The 18032-nt window shown below is 37.5% G+C and carries 11 protein-coding genes and 1 tRNA gene; 7 read left to right on the plus strand and 5 right to left on the minus strand.

What is annotated here, in order from left to right:
* Positions 1 to 43: 43 nt before the first annotated feature.
* From H0S58_RS06745 to H0S58_RS06755, 3 genes are all read right to left on the minus strand, one after another.
* Positions 44 to 2683, minus strand: a complete 2640-nt coding sequence (locus H0S58_RS06745; protein WP_195727520.1) for a bifunctional aconitate hydratase 2/2-methylisocitrate dehydratase — start codon at positions 2681 to 2683, stop codon at positions 44 to 46.
* Positions 2684 to 3320: 637 nt separating this feature from the next.
* Positions 3321 to 3680, minus strand: a complete 360-nt coding sequence (locus H0S58_RS06750; protein WP_053577988.1) for a hypothetical protein — start codon at positions 3678 to 3680, stop codon at positions 3321 to 3323.
* Between the two features lie 153 nt (positions 3681 to 3833).
* Positions 3834 to 3910: transfer RNA gene (locus H0S58_RS06755), tRNA-Met, on the minus strand.
* Positions 3911 to 4427: 517 nt separating this feature from the next.
* Here H0S58_RS06755 and H0S58_RS06760 point away from each other — a divergent pair.
* The 5 genes from H0S58_RS06760 (at position 4428) to H0S58_RS06775 (ending at position 8163) form a co-directional block, all read left to right on the plus strand.
* Positions 4428 to 4637, plus strand: a complete 210-nt coding sequence (locus H0S58_RS06760) for a cold-shock protein (protein ID WP_053577989.1) — start codon at positions 4428 to 4430, stop codon at positions 4635 to 4637.
* Positions 4638 to 4981: 344 nt separating this feature from the next.
* The gene (locus tag H0S58_RS13925) at positions 4982 to 5440 is read left to right on the plus strand and encodes a transposase family protein (protein WP_265088218.1); all 459 of its coding nucleotides are present in this window, start codon (positions 4982 to 4984) and stop codon (positions 5438 to 5440) included.
* On the plus strand, positions 5388 to 5858 hold the full coding sequence (locus tag H0S58_RS13930) for a transposase family protein (protein WP_265088219.1): 471 nt from the start codon (positions 5388 to 5390) through the stop codon (positions 5856 to 5858). Before H0S58_RS13925 ends, H0S58_RS13930 begins: the two co-directional genes overlap by 53 nt.
* Positions 5859 to 6066: 208 nt before the next feature.
* The gene (locus tag H0S58_RS06770; protein ID WP_195727521.1) at positions 6067 to 7272 is read left to right on the plus strand and encodes an alpha/beta hydrolase family protein; all 1206 of its coding nucleotides are present in this window, start codon (positions 6067 to 6069) and stop codon (positions 7270 to 7272) included.
* Between the two features lie 309 nt (positions 7273 to 7581).
* A complete protein-coding gene (locus H0S58_RS06775; RefSeq protein WP_195727522.1) occupies positions 7582 to 8163 on the plus strand; it encodes a hypothetical protein in 582 nt (193 codons plus the stop codon).
* Between the two features lie 428 nt (positions 8164 to 8591).
* Here the strand turns inward: H0S58_RS06775 and H0S58_RS06780 are convergent, their stop codons facing one another.
* Positions 8592 to 13106, minus strand: a complete 4515-nt coding sequence (locus tag H0S58_RS06780; RefSeq protein WP_195727523.1) for a translocation/assembly module TamB domain-containing protein — start codon at positions 13104 to 13106, stop codon at positions 8592 to 8594.
* A 22-nt stretch (positions 13107 to 13128) separates the two neighbouring features.
* Positions 13129 to 15858 (minus strand): autotransporter assembly complex protein TamA, encoded by a 2730-nt coding sequence (locus H0S58_RS06785; RefSeq protein ID WP_195727524.1) that lies wholly within the window; start codon positions 15856 to 15858, stop codon positions 13129 to 13131.
* Between the two features lie 179 nt (positions 15859 to 16037).
* On the opposite strand from H0S58_RS06785, the gene H0S58_RS06790 reads away from it, so the two are divergent.
* Positions 16038 to 17360: an MFS transporter gene (locus tag H0S58_RS06790; RefSeq protein WP_195727525.1), complete on the plus strand. Its 1323-nt coding sequence runs from the start codon at positions 16038 to 16040 to the stop codon at positions 17358 to 17360.
* A gap of 4 nt (positions 17361 to 17364) precedes the next feature.
* Positions 17365 to 18000: a 2-polyprenyl-3-methyl-6-methoxy-1,4-benzoquinone monooxygenase gene (coq7, locus tag H0S58_RS06795; RefSeq protein ID WP_195727526.1), complete on the plus strand. Its 636-nt coding sequence runs from the start codon at positions 17365 to 17367 to the stop codon at positions 17998 to 18000.
* Positions 18001 to 18032 lie beyond the last annotated feature (32 nt).

The raw sequence follows: 18032 nt of genomic DNA on the forward strand, positions 1-18032 counted from the left end.
TCAGCCCTCATCTTATACCGCTTATTACTTAATTTTCAATCAATTAAGTCAACTGAGCAGCAGCAATTTTCTTGGTATCAACATTCGCAGCAGCGTCAGTATAGTCGCCCATTTTGTCGAAGCTTAAGTATTGGTAGATATCAGCTGACATGCTATCAATTTGAGCTGCATATTGTTGGTATTCTTCTGGACTTGGCAATTTACCCAATACAGCAGCAACAGATGCAAGTTCAGCAGAAGCTAAGTAAACGTTCGCACCTTGACCTAGACGGTTCGGGAAGTTACGCGTAGAAGTCGATACACAAGTAGTGTTCGGAGCTACACGTGCTTGGTTACCCATACATAATGAACAACCTGGCATTTCAGTACGCGCGCCAGCTTTACCATAGATGTTATAGAAACCTTCTTCCATTAACTGACGTTCATCCATACGCGTAGGTGGAGCAATCCACAAACGAGTTGACAATACGCCACCAGGAACTTTCTCTAACAACTTACCAGTTGCACGGAAGTGACCAATGTTCGTCATACATGAACCAACGAATACTTCGTCAATTTTCACGCCTTGAACATCAGAAAGCAATTTCGCATCATCTGGGTCATTCGGGCAGCAAAGAACTGGTTCAGTAATTGTCGCAAGGTCAATTTCATACACTTTCGTGTATTCAGCATCAGCATCAGCTTTAAGAAGTGATGGATTCGCTAACCATTTTTCCATGTTTTCAACACGACGAGCCATCGTACGTGCATCGCCATAACCTTCAGAAATCATCCATTTCAACATGGTGATATTTGATTTCAGGTATTCAGCAACTTTCTCTTCAGAAAGCGTGATAGAACAACCTGCAGCTGAACGTTCAGCAGAAGCATCAGACAGTTCAAATGCTTGCTCAACAGTAAGGTCAGTTTCCATTTCTGTAAGGTCGATTTCTAGAATACGACCAGAGAAAATGTTTTTCTTACCTTTTTTCTCTACAGTTAAGTCACCTTGCTGAATCGCAACGTAAGGAATTGCATGTACTAGGTCACGTAGAGTGATACCAGGTTGCATTTTACCCTTGAACTTAACAAGGATAGATTCAGGCATATCAAGTGGCATAACACCAGTCGCAGCAGCGAACGCTACAAGACCAGAACCCGCTGGGAATGAAATACCAATTGGGAAACGCGTATGTGAGTCACCGCCTGTACCAACAGTATCTGGCATTAACATACGGTTTAACCAAGAGTGAATAATACCGTCACCTGGGCGTAAAGATACACCACCACGATTCATGATGAAATCAGGAAGCGTGTGTTGCATTTGAACGTCAACTGGCTTTGGATAAGCCGCAGTATGACAGAAAGACTGCATTACAAGATCCGCTGAGAAACCTAGGCAAGCCAAGTCTTTCAATTCATCACGCGTCATTGGACCAGTTGTATCTTGCGAACCAACAGTCGTCATCTTAGGTTCACAGTAAGTACCTGGAAGTACGCCTTGACCTTCAGGAAGACCACATGCGCGACCTACCATTTTCTGTGCTTGAGTGAAACCTTTGCCAGTCGCAGCAGGCTGAACTGGAACACGGAATAAAGTAGATGCAGCAAGACCTAAAGCTTCACGCGCTTTAGTGGTCAAACCACGACCAACGATTAAGTTGATACGACCACCCGCACGAACTTCATCTAGAAGTACTGGAGTCTTAAGTTCAGCTTCAGCAATCACCGCACCGTCTTTAAATGCAGAAACTTTTGCAGCAGCATGATCAATGTTTAGAACGATTTCGTCGCCCATGTTCATGTTTGCAACATCAATCTCAATTGGTAACGCGCCAGCATCTTCCATAGTGTTGAAGAAAATCGGAGCGATTTTAGAACCTAGGCAGTAACCACCGTCTTTTTTGTTCGGGATGTGCGCAATATCATCACCAAAGAACCAAAGTACAGAGTTCGTTGCAGATTTACGGCTTGAACCCGTACCAACAACATCACCTACGTAAGCAACTTGGTTGCCTTTCGCGATCAAGTCTTTAATTTGGTTTAATGGACCAACTTCACCAGGAACTTCTGGGTTGATACCGTCACGTACGTTTTTAAGCATTGCATTTGCGTGCAATGGAATGTCTGGACGGCTCCACGCGTCTTGTGCAGGTGACAAGTCGTCTGTGTTGGTTTCGCCAGTCACTTTGAAAACAGTTAATTTAATTTCAGATGGAACGTCTGGACGGCTTGTGAACCATTCAGCATCAGCCCAAGACTGCATAACAGCTTGTGCATTTACGTTACCTGCTTTTGCTTTATCTGCAACGTCATGGAACGCATCAAATACAAGTAAAGTTTTTTTCAAAGCTTCAGCAGCAAGTTCAGAAAGCTTTGCATCATCTAGAAGAGTAACTAAAGGAGCAACGTTATAACCACCAAGCATAGTACCTAGCAAGTAAACCGCACGTTCTTTAGATAATAGTGGAGAAGTTGCTTCACCTTTAGCCAAAGCGGCCAAGAAAGCAGCTTTAACATATGCAGCTTGGTCAACACCTGCTGGCACACGGTTTTCAATTAAATCAACGAGGAATGCTTCTTCACCAGCTGGTGGATTTTTTAACAATTCAACCAACTCAGCAGTTTGAGCATCATCAAGTGGCTTCGGTGGGACTCCGAGTGCGGCACGTTCTTCTACGTGTTGGCGGTAAGCTTCTAGCACAGTGTTATTCCTCTTTTTAAAAAATTACTCATGAATTCCAGCTTGTTCAAAGCCTCAAGAGCAATATGGACTGTCAAATTTTACTAAAAATCAAGGCAAAAGTTAATGCTATATGGGTGTTTATTCATGATGCCCATTATTTACTAAATAAATGATGATAATGAATAAGCTGATTTCACGGCTGATTTTTAAGCGATTAAAGTTAAATAACTTTTCATCATAAATAATGATAAACATAATGCCTGATTGAATTGCTTTTCAAAATACCACCTTAGTGGATTCCAATCCAATATTTAGTACTGCTAGATATTGGATTGGAACCTTCAGTTTCTAGCGATAAATCTCTAAAACATCTTTATTCAGCATAGCATGTTCTCTACTAGTAAATAAAAATTAGAACTTGAACAAACTTATATTTTTGAAGTGTCCCTCTTCAATAATGAATAAGCTGCTTTAACAAGAATATTATAGTCATGGCATTAAACTGATGCGTTAGGTTTAATTTTTTAAAATTCAAATTTCACCTTACTCTATGTATTAATTTAAAATAGTTATTAAAGATAACTGTTAAAAATTTAACATTGATTTGTTTGCTTAGGCTATTTTGTTTATACTTTTTGTGTTGACAACCCGCTTATTAAAACGGCTTGTAGTTTGGTAAGGTGTCATGTGGCGTTGCCAAACACTTATCTGTCATTTTTTGCTTGAATTGCTTACGTGTGCCCTCTGGATCCGCCTTAATCTGCTCTAACGGAAAAGCATAAACTTGCTCAATCGTATCTAAAATAAATGTTTTTGTCGTGTTATCTTCAACTTTATTGGCATGTTCTAAAGCTGCTTTTTTATCAATTGCATTTTGGCGATCAAACATGATTGTGCTTGCTGCATTGCCCACACTGGTACAATAGCCTTTCCACTGCTCTTCAACGGTCAATGGTTTTTTTTCTGCACAGCCGATTACACTCAATGATAACGCTACAACCAGTAATTTATTCATGAATAATCTCCTATTTTCCTTATCATAATCAAACTGAAGAGAAATGCGAAACTTCATTTTACCCTTACAAGAAATATTTTTGAAAAATAAATAGTGAACATAAAAAAAGCCTAATCTGGGTAGATTAGGCTATAAACTTTGAATCTTTTTCGTTGGTAGCGGGAGCTGGATTTGAACCAACGACCTTCGGGTTATGAGCCCGACGAGCTACCAGACTGCTCCATCCCGCATCAACGAGTGTGCTTTATACGCTTTAGTCCGTGATAAAGCAACCTTTACTTTAATTTAGGATAAAAATAAAACTTTTAGCTAGCATATCGTTGTACTCATAGGTGTTCAATCCGTATCAAATTGCAGCAATATTTATATATTAATATAAATTTCAATACATTAGCTAAATAAACAATATCGTTCGCTAAAAAATCTAGCATACCTACTTTAATTTTCGCTTTGTTAACTATAATAATTATTTTAAAAAAAATTTTAATAATTAATTGATTTATATACAAATTAAAACTGATATTCAGATAAAAACACAATTAGTGTGATAATTAGTTGCATCTTATTAAATACAGCTGTATTATAGATCTCAACTAGAAAAATAGTGTGTTCTGGTAAATCTTTTTGTATTTCGCAGTTTTAGTCATAATCCTTCGTTTTTTCAGATTTAAAGTTACATTCTTATTTTCAAGTTGTCATCAGGCTTTTAATTAAGCCAAAAAATATTAAGGTTTATAGGATTGTATTATGTCTAATACTGTTAAAGGTACTGTTAAGTGGTTTAACGAAACTAAAGGTTTCGGTTTTATTCAACAAGAGAACGGTCCTGACGTTTTTGCTCATTTCAGCGAAATCGCTAACTCTGGTTTCAAAACTTTGGCTGAAGGCCAACAAGTTGAATTCAGCATTACTCAAGGTCAAAAAGGCCCGAATGCTGTAAACATCGTAGCACTATAATTTAAAATTATTCTTACTTGTTAAGATAATTGAAGATTTAAAAAGCGAGAGTTGACTCTCGCTTTTTTGTATTTGTTTTATCCATAATAATTAAAATTTTGCCCTCACCTTCTTTTACTTCCTGTTTTTTAGAATTACCTACAATTTTTTAGAGAAAATAATATTGGACAATACAATTCCTCTGAATTGGTATAGTTTCTTATAATATAAAAAATAATTTTTTAAATTTAATTATAAATGGGATTCTTGACCCAAAATTTTGGATCATTTTCAATATTTTAGATATACATCAAATATTCTTTATATAAACATGACATCATTAGACCTCTTTCATAAATCAAAAAATGATCTTCTTTTTGGTTGATATTTGCACTCCGGATTTCTTAGCATTCGTGCATAATCTGCGGATGAAATACATCGATTCAAACAAGCTTTCTGATCCTCAGTTCAAGCGATACACTGGCATCTCATGGTCAACCTTCTATTTAATGGTTGAGCAATTGAAGAAACTTGTTCCTACTAAAGGCAGACCGCCCAAGTTAAGCCTGGAAGACCAGATTCTGCTCTGTCTAAGCTATTGGCGGGAATACCGAACCTTATTTCACGTTGCAACGAGTTACGGGGTTTCAGAGCCCACAGCCTCAAGAATTGTCCGTCATGTTGAAGACTGCCTGATTCAGTCCAATCTTTTTAATTTACCCAAAGATTTACCCGAGGGCGAAGGCATAGACTGGAATGTTGTGATCGTGGATGCCACAGAAATCCCAATACAAAGGCCTAAAAAAACAGAAGAAAAGCTATAGCGGCAAGAAAAAGACCCATACCTTCAAAGTACAGGCCATGATTCACTACAAGACTCAGCAAATACTGAGTTTATGTACCAGTCGCGGTGCTGTACATGATTTCGAGCTATTTAAAAGAAACATAAAGCTGATTCCTTCAGAAGCCTTTGTTCTTGCAGATAAAGGCTATCAGGGTATTTATGCTCTGCATCCGAATAGTCTGTTACCTTTAAAAGCCAAAAGACGTTGTAAATTGGATCCTGAACTAAAAATCTATAATCAGGAAATCAATAAAAGAAGAATAGGAATTGAGCATGTATTTGGCAGGCTTAAAACCTTCAAAATCTTTGCTGAGCGTTATCGAAATAGAGGTAAAAGACTCGGTTTGAGATTCAATTTAATTGCTGGAATCTATAACTTGGAGCTGAGTAAAAAATGATTTATGAAAGAGGTCTATTATTAAATAAGAATAATTTCCTGTATTCATTAGATGATTAAACACCATAAACTAGAATAAATCTAAGAATTGGAAGCCCCTTTAATCCAATAGAAATATTAAAAAATTTCAAAATAAATTATGATCAGATATATAAGTAAAAATGCTGATATATTTAGAATAAGATTGATAAAGAATGGAGTACATTCACTTGAATAAAATAAAAAATCATGTTCTTAAAATATTATTAGGCTGTTTAAGCATAAGTTCTGCATCCGTAATTGCATCTCCATCAATTTCTTCTCTCAGCACAGCTCAAATACCAACTGTATTACTTACAAATCCAGGAACTTTATTATCCCTACAACCACAACCAACAGATTTATTTTCAAATGCATCACAACGATTTTTAATGACCTATCGAAGTCGTGGAATACAATCAGAACCGATTGTAGCTTCTGGATTTATCCTATTACCTAAAGGGAAAGCACCGAAAGGTGGCTGGCCAATTTTAGCTTGGGCGCACGGCACAACTGGTGTTGCTGATACTTGTGCTCCTTCGGGTGATTATGTAGATGGACCTGTTCACGCTTATCAACAAGTCGTAGCAAAAGCATTAAATGCTTGGCTTGCTCGTGGATATGCAGTAGTAGCACCAGACTATCAAGGTCTAGGTACACCCGGCGAACATCCATATATGAATGCTCAGAGTCAATTACATACTGTCGTTGATGCTGTCAGGGCGATTCACCTTTTAAAGCCAAATCAGTTAAGTAAGAACTGGTTTGTCATGGGGCATAGTCAAGGAGGTGCTGCCTCTCTTGCTGTCGCAGCGTATGGACAAAAAGATGCACCTGAGCTTAATTTACGTGGTGCAATAGCACTCGCACCTGGTGGCTATCAATATCAAGGAATTGCCGAATACGTAGTAAACAATCCTCAACCTGACAAAAGTGTTGCTGCATTCTTCCCGATCGTGCTTTTAGGTGCTGAAGCAGCAGATCCAAACCTTGCGCCTGCAAATTTAATTAGTCCAGACATGGAGAAAATTCTTAATACTGCACGTAGTCGTTGTTTGTCTGAATTGCAATCTAACTTAAAAGAATCTCCCAAGTCTGTTTTCAAACCAAATGCAAATCTAAACCCTTTGATTCACTATTTAAAAAAACAATCTATTGAAAATATGATCCCCACTGTACCAGTGATGCTTGTTCAGGGTGAAAAAGATCATCTAGTAGATTCACGAGGCACGTATGCATACTATCAACAAATTTGTACTGCACAAAAACCTATTAAATTTCATTCTATCAAGGATGGCGATCATCGTGACTCTTTGAAACAAAGCGAATTCTTAATTGGAGACTTTATAAATTCAGTTGAGAAGCGAAAAGTCACAAATCTCTGTAGTAAAAAATGACTTAAATCATATTGCTCAGGCTAAATGTGTTACCTAGCGTAATCCATATTTCTATGTTAATAAAAAATTAATTGGTTAAAAGTATTCATATATAAGAAAAAAACACCAGCAAATAGTCATATTTTACGCTATCTATACTCAAGCGCTTCGTATCAGCAGCTTGTTTGGCTGATGTTCGGTATCTGGTATACAAGCATATCTTCTATAACTCAATGCTGATAAAAATTTAGACAGTTTCTAATAAGGTGTACTATATTAGTTTTAAACACATTAAATATCTGAAAATAAACTTAATTCTTAGGGTCAATAATGAATAATAAACTTAAAATGATATTTTGTATCGTCACCCTCTTAAACTTGGGAGCATGTGTAGGCAATATGAATCCAACAGGTGGCAATAGTCGACCTGATTATCCCTATTACGTCACTACACAACCGATAATTGTAAAAAAGATCCCTATACCTGTAGGTACAAAACTAGAATATGAAGAACAATATTTTAAATCAGGACAGCAAAATTCGTTACTTAATGAGAAAAAACTGGTTTCTATTTACTTCCCAAAAGATCAATCAATGAATTGGGCTGGTGTACCGATTGGCACTATTAACAAATATTTTAACTCAGAAATGAAAGGTTTTTCTGTATATGCACGTTTCGAACAAATTCCGAGCAATCAGCAGACGAGGTTTTCTCAACTTTGGCAAAAATGTGATGACAACTTAGGCATCAGTGTTAGAAATACCGATGATTGGACCTTTAATCTCAATAATATTGCTGATATAGACAGTTGCAGTGTCAATTATCAACGCTATTTTAAAAATAATTTGCAACAGCAACATTATCTTGATCAGCTTTATCAGGAAATGCGAAAAGCAGGAACAATAAAGTAATGTTCACGAATGAATAAGAGTACTTACCTGAAACTCTTCCTCATCCAAAGAAGTTTTTCAATTCCTCTACCATGCACCAACATTGATAGGCATTTTATTAAAAAAGAATGAGCTGTGTAGTCTGCTAATAGTCATTAGAATACAAAGATTTAAGTAAAATAAGCTTTAGGATCTATAAGATTTTTAAAGTACTTATAACGTCTCCATAATTAAATGGTTCACGGTCTATTAGAGACTGCCCTTTTTAACAATCTAGTAACGCCAAAATAAGACTTAATTGAGTTTCATTTCAAACTTAATTTGTAAATTCGAAATTTGCAGATTAAGCCTGAAACTACTCAACAGTCTACATACCAATTTAAAGTGTAGATAAAAATTAATAAGAACATTAAATAACAATAACTTATTGAATTTTATCTTTTAAATTATTAGAATCTCCAGTTATAAAACACGTCAATCGCTCTTTCTAAAGACTGACTGGCTTCTAAATACAAGCGCTTATTCATTTGATAACGTAAAGTTAATTTATTGACTGGTGTAAATACACCCACACCATAACGGATAAATAAATCTGGAGTAAGATAACCCGTTACACTGACCTGTGTGTCATCTCCTGTACCTTGTGCATCTAAGGCCAAGCCACTTAAACCAAAAGTACGTCCAATTTGATTGGTTAGAGCACGCGTCCCACCTAAGCCCATGCTGATTCCCGCGGCAGCAATGGTATTATTGACATCTGATTTGAAACCTTCTGCCTGACTAATTCCACTACTTCCCTCGTTAATTCGCCCTGTAACCAAAGCATTTAGGGCTTCTTGTTCTGATAACCCAGCTTCATTATAAATTTGAATATTTGGACTAGTTGCAGTTCCTGTGACACGAACACCAACTAGATTTCCTTGCACATTTTTATTAGCATCAACATCGAGTGTTGGATTCGATAATGGACCATTAAAGCGTGCAATAGCACGGTTTAGATCTAAACTTTGTCCATAGGCTTCAATTTTCACTCGTTGACTAACACCAATCGCCCCATTAGCACGCATTGCAGTTTCAAGCCCGCGTTGTGAAAGATATAAGCGTCCAAGTAAAGGAATACGACTATCAAAACCTTGGAAGATGACTTGATTACCTAAATCGACCATAATATCTGCACGAATATCCCAAGGTCTTGCCGCTTTCAATATTGCCAATTGATCATCACCCTCATGCACTATACGCACATCAGAAGATAAATTAACCACGGGTGCCGAAGCTTCTGGCATGGAAATTAAAGCACGTGGTACTTCAACTTTACCGTTTAACGTTAATTTTTTCTGCATCGGCAAAACATCAAGTGTTAAATCTGGTGTAACAACCGCAGTGATGAGTGGCGCTTGGCGTACAAGTAAATTTTCACCTTTTAAATGCAACTGAATACGTGGATCATTTTTCCAATCAATATTGCCTGTTATTAATCCCACGCCTTGTCCACTATTAAATGCACCATTGATACTGGCACGATCTTGGCGAATAGAGGAATAAACTTGAATGTTATTCAAATTTACGGGTAATGAAATCATACTAATGGCACCATCTTTAAGACGCATTTCACCATTAAATAAAGGTTGCGTTAAAGTTCCTGCTATTTTTCCTGCCAAAGATAAGGTTCCACTCAATGCACGCACATCTTGAATAAAAGGTTTGAAAACTTTTAATTGAACTTCATTAAAAGCAATTTCACCACGCATGGGTTTACTGTCTTTATATGGATCAATAATAACATTGGCATAACCTGTGCCAATATCAGGCGTTTTAACATCAAGTCGTACTTGTAAACCTTCTGAAACACTTTTGGCTATTAAGCCAATTTCATTGTAGCTTAACGTAGAGCCGACATCTTGAGGGTCTTCTGCTGCTAAACCAATGACACCATTTCGAGTCACCAATCTGGCATCAATTTTAGGTTTAGTTCCTTGTGCCCACACGGCTTTGGCGTAGCCATTAACTTTGCCAGTAATTGCCAAATCTTCTGGCATGAAAGCAGAAAAATCATTCAAATCAACATTTTTAGTGACAAAAGATACATTACCTTTGGTTTTACTTACACGAATCGGTTGATCGAAACACAATTCACTTTGTTGACTGGTCCAGCAGTGTGCGCCTACAAAGACTTCAGTTTTGGCTGAATTATAAATAACGGATGCATTTTGACGTTGCACCAAACGTGCACGTAAAGAGTCAAAATCACCCTTTTGAATTTGACCGAGCCAATTATTTTGTGCATTAAAACCACCTGCCAGCTGTACATAAAATTTTGACAGTTTATTTTGTGCCTGAACTTTTAAAATATGTGCTTCACGAGTACCCGCTAAAGAAATTTCACCTTGCTGAATTTCACGTGAGCCACTTTTCAAACTGTCCATTTTTGCAGTTAATAAAGTTGGTGTTCGCGCAGATGTTGGTAATTCACCTTGAATACGTAATTTTTTAATGCTTAATAGATTATTAAAACCGAAGTCATCTACTGCTAAATTTGCAGTCGCTTGTAAGCGTGGCTGTGACTGAACATTTAAGTAACCATAAGCTCGACCACGAAGTCCGCTATAAACCTCATAAAGTGCAGGTGCATTGATTTTCAATCTTAAATTTTGTGCATTTCCTGTGGCTTGAATTTGGTTTTTTGCATAGGCTAAATATAAGTTATTGGCTTCAAATTGTTGCGGTAAAAAACCTTTTTGATTTGAATTTAAGACCACTGCTAAATTTCCTGTACCACGAACAGGTTTATTGTTTATCACGCCAGCCAAATTTAGTTTTTCAATATTAATTCTTTTGAGTGCATCTGACCAAACACCTTGTGTTTTGACATTACCTGATAGTTCACCTCGAACAGAGGAAACGAAATAGTGCGGTTTAAACCGAACTAGAGATGCATTTACATTCCAACCAATACCATTTTTCAGGTTGACTAGACCACTTGCAAATATTTTTCCAGCAATACCTGAATGCTGTAATTCGGCTATTTTAATCAGCTCGGGTGTACCGGAAACTTTAATTTTAAGTAAACCTTCACTGGCTGCAATTTGACTGGCATTTAATGCACCATCATAATTTACTGCAAAACTTTTAAAACCACCACCTGCCTTTGCATCATGGAATAGAATGGCTGCTGTACTACGACCAGTTAAGCGAACAGTTTCATTGTTATTTTGTTGTGCTAAACGACCTGTTAAATTAATGGCATTAAAATTAATCAATTGCTGATTAGGCTTAGCAAAACCATTTGCTTTGATTTGTCCATTTAAAAAGTTTACTGGTGCTGTTGCTGCTACACTTTGCGGATTAAAATTTTTCGCATTTAGAATGGCATTCCATTTTAATTGACGCTTATCTGAAGGCAAGTCTACTTTCGCACTCCCACTTAAACTGCCTTTTCCAGCCACATAACTAAATTGCGGTACATTTAAATCATTATTTTTAAGATTGAGTTGAGCTGTATACAAACCCTCAGGTAAAGCGCCTTGATCATGCCGAGTCACATAGGTTGCAACATGAATATTTTGCTGACCTTCGACTAATGCCAATTTAACATCACCCGACTGGCTATTTAACCAACCGACATAAGGTACGGCGCGATTAATATTTTGCCAAGCAACATTTAACTGCATCGGATTGGGTTTATTGCTTTTCTGTTCAGCTTGATCCAGCTTTAAATTCCATGTTTCATAGCGATCGAAATCGACCAAAGCTGTCAAATGCATGCCTTTATCTAAAGCGCCCTTAGAGGCAATTTTAGCATCTAGACTCGGGGGTAAAAAATCTTGAATGGCTTGTGGAATCAATTTGTCTTTAGGATTGATCTTATCCAAGCGACCATTCACATCCCAAGTAACGTGATCTTTCCAGCCAACGATACCCGCAAGATTCACCGCACCATTCATGAGTTGACCATTTAGATTGGTGATGTCTAATTGCTGCACCAAATCGGTAAACATAGAAGCATTGTACTGACCTTCGGGAATATTTTTTCCACTTAAATCTGTAATAACATCAATATCTAAACGTTGAATATCACCTTTGAATTTTGCATTACCATTTTTACTGAACAGTTGTTGTTCTAACATTAATGGCCAATGATATTGTTTAAACTGTAACTCCCCAAACATAGGCACGTCTTTACGCACAGGATGCACAACCGCCCAACCTGTTAGTAAATCCGGGGTATTTGTCGCAATGCCAGCTTGAATAGTATCTAAAGTCCCTTTGGCAACCACTTTGATATCATGAATATTTAAATTTTTGTTTAAGGATGGAAGATTGACATCTGCAACAGCATTTAATGGGTACTTCCCTTCAAATTTCATATTACCTGTAGCATTTTTAACTGCCAAATATCCCATATCCATGCGAGAGTTTTCAAATTTCAGTTCAGTTCCCGACCAGAGTGCATCACTTAAATATACATCTTTAAATTGTATGCTAGAGGTTGATGTTTTGATGACCAAATGATCAATATCAGCACTATCTAAACGCAGCACAAAAGGTAGACGGATTTCACTGAACTTAAAGGGTTCATCGCTCGACGGATTTTTAGAAATGACTTGCAAATTACGCACATCAGCACGATTAAGATGAATTTCTTTTTTAAGAATCGCACGCCAACCTAATTTGATATCCGCACGATCAATTTTTACATCAACCGGTTTTAAGGTCACTAAAACATTTTTAAGAATAATGCCCTGTAATAAATTTCCGCCTTCATATTCGTAATGAATAATTTGCTGGCGTTCTAAAACCCGATCAAGTAGAAACTTACTGCCCTTATCAGTGCTAAACATCACGGCAAAAGAAGCAACAAGCAAAACCAACACGATCAGTAAAGTGAGTAAAACACTCCTTAAAATCCGACGTTTTTTTGGCCGAGGTGTTTTCGTGTCTTGTTGTTGTTCTACTTCAGCCATAATACTCTCTGAAAATTAAATGTTATAGTTGGGGGCCAATAAAGAAATGTATACGTATCGGGTGGTTATCATCTGAAATACCCGACGCGACATCAATCCGAATAGGTCCGATCGGTGATGCCCAACGTACGCCTAAACCGACACTATAAGCAGTCGGAGTATTGAAATCCTGATCATATGCATTTCCCACATCACTAAATACAGCTGCACGCCAACCTTCTTTAAACTGGTAATTATATTCTAAAGATCCTACAGCTAAAGCCTGCCCACCAATTTTGAATCCGTTTTGTTCTGGCGATAAACTTTTGTAATCAAAACCACGTAGTGTTTGATCACCACCGGTAAAATAACGCAAGTTATAAGGTACTTTGTTAAAATCTTCGGTGAAGATATAGCCTAAATCACCACGCCCCACAAACTGATGATCATCAGTTTCACCTAATGAATAAATAAAACGCCAACCTGCATTGATAATAGCCATATCTGCATCAGACAATAAAGTCTCACTACCAATTTCTGCTTTATAGGTTTGTTTAAAGCCTTTGGTCGGGTTAACACGCTTATCACTGGTGGTACGGGAAACTTCATAACCAAACAGTAAAGATTGCTGCTCTTCGTTCGAATTGGCTAAGAAAGCATCTGGAATCTCATCAAAATCTGTTAAGCCATCTTGGGTAAGCTGATCCAAACGATAACGCAAGCCAAACGTATGTTGCCAACTTCCACGCGGGTTTTTAATAATTCGATCGACACCTGCCACAGCAGATTCAATCATTAATCCGTTACCTTGAGCAACGTCTTCACGTTCTTCGCGTTCATAGCCACCGACCAGACTAATATAGTCATTGAGTGGATGCTTATAAGGAATATTATAACGACCATCAATGGCCTGACGAATTTCAGAAAGCTCTAGATTGGCATCAAAAGAATGACCACGGCGGTTTACAATCGCCCGACGATACTGACCACGTAAACGGACACCTGTATCTGTACCATAGCCCAATCCCATTTCAGCACTGTTCAAACGGTCTGCGTTTAAAGTCACCACCACTGGAATTTTCTTTTCTTCTCGTGCTTGGGTTTTTAAACGTTCTTCTTCACTTTCTTGAGTGTCTTGCTTAACACTCAACTGACGCATGTTTTGATCAGCTTCATTATTTGAAGTACCCGCAAATTGCCCTTCATCTACCACAGATTGTGTGACTTCTTTTGCTGAAACAACCTGTCGCTTAGCATCAGGTAAAACTTCATTTTCATTCACTTTCTGTTGATCGACCAAAGCCTGAATATCAGGTGGAAGCTCTAAGGGTTTTTCAATTGGGTCAGGTCGTACAGCATTGACTAAGGTGTAATTAAAATAACGTGAGTTAGTCAAATTATTGGCTAAACCATTTACACGCCAAAAAGTATAGTCTGCGCCATCCTTCCATGACACCATACTTTGCAAAACATCCATATCAATCGGAAAAGGTTTTGAAGGATCACTCATCCGAAATTCGACAGGTCCTAATTTATAACGCTCGCCCGTTTCGTAGCGTAAATTTACTTCTGCGGTATTTTGTGGTTGTGCGACTTTCACATCATGTAAACGCCAATATCCATCAAAAAAACCATTATTGGTTGAGGCTTCATTAATACGATTTTTGGTTTCTTCATACAAACCGTGATTAAAAATATCGTCGACATCTTGATCAGGTAAAACGCCAATCACTTGGAACTGTGGCTGATTTTCACCAGCGCCACTAAACTCAACAGTTTGTGCTTTAATCTGAACAGGAGAATTCGGAGTAACGTTGACTCGAACACGACTGTCACTTAATTTTTCAAACTTAAATTCAGCTTGATAAAAACCCACTGCTTGTGCTGCTTGATTCGACAAAGTTCGTAATTGGGGCAAGGCTGATGGAAAATCGCTAAAGGATTCTTGTGTGAAACTGGATAATTTACCTTTAATATTGGCTTGTAAGTTTTCTAATGCTTGATTGTAGTCTTTTTTTGCAATATTACTGTCATTTTGCTGTGATGCAATCACCACATCGGCACTAATACGAGGAACTTTTGCGGCATTCATCGGACGCGAAGGTCTTATTTTATTTAACCAACGTTTAAAAAATCCTGTTTCTTCTTCTAATTCGTTTGCAACGCTTAATTCAGGCAAAGTTCTACCTGATTCATTTGCTTCAACGACTATTCGGCTATCCGCTTCAATAGTATTCATCAATTGATCAACATTGACTGGCGATTGATTAATTTCGACCAATTCTTGTTGTGTTACATCTGAGATGATTACCTCTGTAGATTGCCCAGCACGATATTGTTGTGCTTGATTTTTGGCATCTTCAGCAACTCGAAAAATTTCATCAGCCATTGATTGGCTAACGGGTTGAACTGGTAGTTCTTCTAAGTTTTCAAATTCAATGGGTTTAAATTCATCTATTGACTGAACAGCTTGTTCTTGTTGTTGCAGCATCGATAGACTATCAGGAGCTGTCTGTTTTTGTTGAAAACTTTCTATTTTCTCAATATTTTCAGGACTGTCCATGCCTTGTTTTGCAGCTTCATCCTTAAGTTGTTCTTCAAAGCCTGCCTGAGATACATTCTTATCTGATGACACTTCTTCTGCAAAACTTTGCTGGGCAAGCAATATTACAAACAGACTCAAACAAAAACGTTTATATTCATCATTCCACTGTATGATGGAACTCACGCTTTGGGTAAGAGTCGACTTTTTAAAACTAAGTTTTGAAGGCATAAAGAACTCTAAACTCGTATAATATTTGTAATGGAAATAGCCCAATGAAAGCCCGCTAACAAACTCAATTCTATCGGAATTTTCACTAAAGTATAGGGTGAAAACATCATACATGATTTTTTATCGTGTTTTACCAAATGATCACATTTCTTAATAAAACTCAATGAAGTCCAGAAACCATGGAAAAAAATGAAAATCTTTTAGCGACACGTCGATTTTTACCGATGTTTATCACCCAATTTTTTGGTGCACTTAATGACAATGTCTATAAACAATCATTGTTGTTGGTCATTACGTATGGGTGGATTAATCAACAAAGTGCTGATATCAGCACACTGAATAATCTTGCAGCGTTGTTGTTTATTTTACCTTATTTTATTTTTTCTGCGACAGCTGGTCAAATTGCCGATAAGTATGAACGCTCACAATTAGTACGAGGCATTAAAACCTTAGAAATTGTGATTATGCTAATCGGTTCAGCCGGCTTTTTATTGGGCCATTTATGGCTGTTGCTTTTGGCCTTATTTTTAATGGGGACGCATTCTACCTTTTTTGGTCCGATCAAATATGCCATTTTGCCTGAAATTTTAAAACCAAATGAGCTGATGTCAGGCAATGCTTTATTTCAGTCTGGTACATCCATTGCCATTTTAATTGGTATGATTTTAGGTGGTGCAGTCATTTCAGCATCACAAGGTAATTTAATCTGGATTAGTCTGACGGTTGTGACCATTGCTATTTTAGGCTATATCTCTAGTCGTTTTGTTTTAAAACAAAATGTCACATCACCTGATTTGAAAATAGATTGGAATTTTTTCAGAACCAGTTTACAAACCTTAAAATATGCCAAAAGTTTACCGATTGTTTTTTTAATATTGCTTGGTAACTCTTGGTATTGGTTTTATGGCGCGACTTATCTCACCCAAATTCCGCAGTTAACACAACAGAATTTACATGCTTCTGAAAATGTAGTCAGCCTTTTATTGACTTTTTTCTCGGTTGGCATCGGTGTCGGTTCATTATTGTGTCGTAAAATTGGTGGATCAGAGGTTAATTTAAAAATGGTCCCTATTGGCGCGATAGGATTAACTGTTTTTGCATTTTATCTGGCTGCAAGTTTGGCTTTTGTACCCGAGCGCACGGGTGAAATGTTAGGTTTGAAAGAGATATTTACCCTAGGCTTAAGTTACTATCACGTTATGTTTGCCGTGACCTTATTGGGAATTAGTGGTGGTTTTTATATCGTTCCTTTATATGCAATGATGCAAGCTTTTTCCCCACGCTCACATAGAGCGCGAGTGGTCGCTGCAAATAATATTTTAAATGCAGTATTCATGGTGTCTTCAGCAATATTTTCAATTATTATTTTAAGTATCTTTAAAATTGATATTAAGATTCTTTTTAGTATTACTGCTATTTTGAGCGCTATTTTCACCACATTGCTTTTATTTAGACTCAAACCCCTGCTTGCTGCACATCAACAAGATGTTTTAGAGGATTAATGTTATGCGTCAATATACAGGTATCGACAAGTTTATTCATTCGTTCGACCAAGCCTTACGTAGCTTGGTTCCAGGAACAACCTCTGCACAACGCGACAATCCAAGTCATGATGTTGAAACCCAATTGGGCGTGAGTGAAGCACGTCATGTTGCAGGATTAATGCGTGTGAATCACAGCGGAGAAGTCTGTGCACAAGCGCTTTATCAGGGTCAAGCACTTACTGCAAAATTACCGAATGTACGCCATGAAATGGAGCACGCTGCTGTTGAAGAACAAGATCATTTGGCGTGGTGTGAAGAGCGTTTAAAAGAGTTAGAGAGTCATACCAGTTTACTCAATCCAGTGTGGTACGGACTTTCTTTTGGAATGGGTGCAATTGCTGGCATTGCAGGCGATAAATATAGTTTAGGTTTTGTGGCTGAAACTGAGCGTCAAGTCAGCATGCATTTACAAGATCATATTCGTCAATTACCCGAACAAGATGAACGTTCGCGTAAAATTTTAGTACAAATGCATCAAGATGAATTAGAACATAGAGACACTGCACTCAATGCAGGTGGTGTAGATTTACCCGCGCCAGTACGTATTACGATGACTGCAATTTCAAAATTAATGACCAAAACCAGCTACTACATTTAATTTCAATCTTTTGATGCGATAAAAAGCAGTGT

It is taken from the genome of Acinetobacter sp. TTH0-4, from assembly GCF_015602665.1.
GTDB lineage: Bacteria > Pseudomonadota > Gammaproteobacteria > Pseudomonadales > Moraxellaceae > Acinetobacter > Acinetobacter albensis.